Origin of the sequence: Treponema sp. JC4, from assembly GCF_000260795.1 — a bacterium.
In the GTDB taxonomy this organism is placed as follows: Bacteria; Spirochaetota; Spirochaetia; order Treponematales; family Treponemataceae; genus Treponema_D.
Genome location: NZ_AJGU01000090.1, coordinates 1 through 2,205, shown reverse-complemented (window position 1 = coordinate 2,205; position 2,205 = coordinate 1). Strand labels below are relative to the sequence as shown.

The window sequence follows — 2,205 nt, the reverse complement described above, 5'->3', positions numbered from 1 at the left end:
TTTTTTATCAGTCACAGAATGACAGAGCATATTTATATAATCTCATAACATTTATGGGAGGTTTTATATGTCTGTAAGAATTGATGAAAATCTGCTTTTGGAGATTCTGGATGTTTATGCATAAATATCAATAAGGCTACGTGGATTCCCAGCCTAAAATCAAATGCGTAGTAAGGAAGGAATAAAATGAAAAAGAGAAGGCCCAGAATATATGATAATGAAAACTATTCAGATTTTGCCGAACAGCCAAGCCCTCTTGAAGTGCAGCTAGGTTCTGAATTAATGCCACTTCTTGATGAACAAACTGATTGTCCTTTATTGAGGGGATATCATGATTTTCGCAATGTAATTGATGCTGAATATGGCTTACCTCTGCCAACTATGCGTATTCGGTATAATATGATTCTAAATCCATGTGAATATAAAATATTACTGCATGGAACTGAGGTTGGTGGCTTTAAGTATTTAAATTCGATGCAAATTATTTGTCTTGACACGGGGGATTTAACAGGCGAATTATCTGGTGAAAAAATAAAGGAACCTGCATATGGGCTGAATGGAATAATTGTTGCTAAAGAGAAGGCAGATGAAGCGAAAAGACTTGGGTATGCAGTGACAGAACCATCTGATTTTATCCTAGGTCAGATTTTTGAAATAATCAGAAAAAATAGAACAAAATTTCTGAATCAGTGCATGGTGAATACTTTGATCAACAAAGTCCGTGATACCAATCCAGATGTCGTTGATGATGTATTTTTTATGCATAACTTTTCAACCTCAAAATTTAAAACAATACTAAACTGGTTACTTGCAGAAGGTTTTTCTATCCGGGATATGAATTCTATACTGGAAGCAATGGCAGATAATATCGATGAGACTAAGAATCTTGTAGAACTGCTTGAAAAAATCAGGGAAAAACTGGTCTGGCAGTTACTTTCAGCTATTGCAGATAAAGATAAGATAATTCATGTAATTAGGGTTTCTAAAACATTGTCAAAAGCTTTATCAGAGCGTATTTATTATCCTCAGTCATATAATGAATTGCCCTATTATACATTTTCTCTTGCTGAAACCAAAGTGTTTGCCATTGAGATGTATAAAAAAGCTATTTGTATGCAAAAAAAAGATCATCTTCCCATTTTTGTTATTGTAAGTAATTTACGTACTGCATTAGCTAACACTATTAGACAACAGTTAGGAAGAGAATGGATTTGTATATCAGATAAGGAATTGTGTTCGGTTATAACAGATTATTCAGTTGTTGTTGAAGAGGTGCTTGAGATTAATGAAATTAAAGTCAATGAATAAAGTACTATTAGCGATTAAAATCTGTGATGTTATTCTTAAAAATGGACAGGAACAATTTGTTGGACTTTATTTTTATAGTGATAAGTTTGAGCGTCCAATTGTCCTATGTAAGTATAATGGGGGATTTAATTATTTTTTGTCAAAAGTGCTGGAAATAATACCAGTTCCGTGTATAGAACACAAAACACTTAGCAGGGCTATATTTGAAAACACAAAACAAGGCGACTATATTGATGACAGTTATATTCAAGCAGTGGCTAAGGTTTATTCAAACTTACAAAAATTTAAAGATAAGCAGGAATCTTTTGATGAAGAATTGAATAATGATGTGGTTGCACAATTGTATCTACTTGAAGAAGACATCTTTAAATGTGCCGAAAAGAAATTTTCTCCAAAAACTGTGAACAATGAAAATCAACAAATTTGTATAGATGGTGTCAGAGAGTTGCTTGTAAAACATATGTCTGAGTTTTCAGAAGAATATGATATGGATTGTAAGATTACACACAATGCTTCCAATAATACTGATGAATATTATCTTGAAACAGTAATTGAGGAATATAATTTTGATTTGTGGGTAATAGTTATGATTTCATCTTTAGATCAAAAAATCTATGTAGGAAACCGTTGTGTTTTTAGAAGTTTTGATTTATGTGAAGCAGAAATTGCAGTTGAGTACGTAAAACATCTTCTTCAGCTTACTAATGAAAAATTAAAGAGAAATATAAAAATTTTCTGCGAAGAGTTTAATATTAATCAAAAGCAATATGAAATAGTATGTAATTCAATAATTTCCATACTTGAAAAGAAGCAGAAAGAAAAGAATATTGACATTGGATATGATTATGCTGATAAAACTGTTATGTCAATTTACCTACATTATCCAAATGATATCTC

At 31.6% G+C, this 2,205-nt stretch carries 2 protein-coding genes; both read left to right on the top strand.

Annotated features, from left to right (window positions below):
* Window positions 1-186: 186 nt before the first annotated feature.
* Complete coding sequence (locus tag MSI_RS13305; RefSeq protein ID WP_009108164.1) at window positions 187-1,308, top strand: FHIPEP family type III secretion protein; 1,122 nt, start codon at window positions 187-189, stop codon at window positions 1,306-1,308.
* Window positions 1,301-2,205, top strand: a 905-nt coding sequence (locus MSI_RS13300) for an EscU/YscU/HrcU family type III secretion system export apparatus switch protein (protein WP_192807777.1), incomplete at its 3' end; no start/stop codon positions are given. The genes MSI_RS13305 and MSI_RS13300, both read left to right, overlap by 8 nt.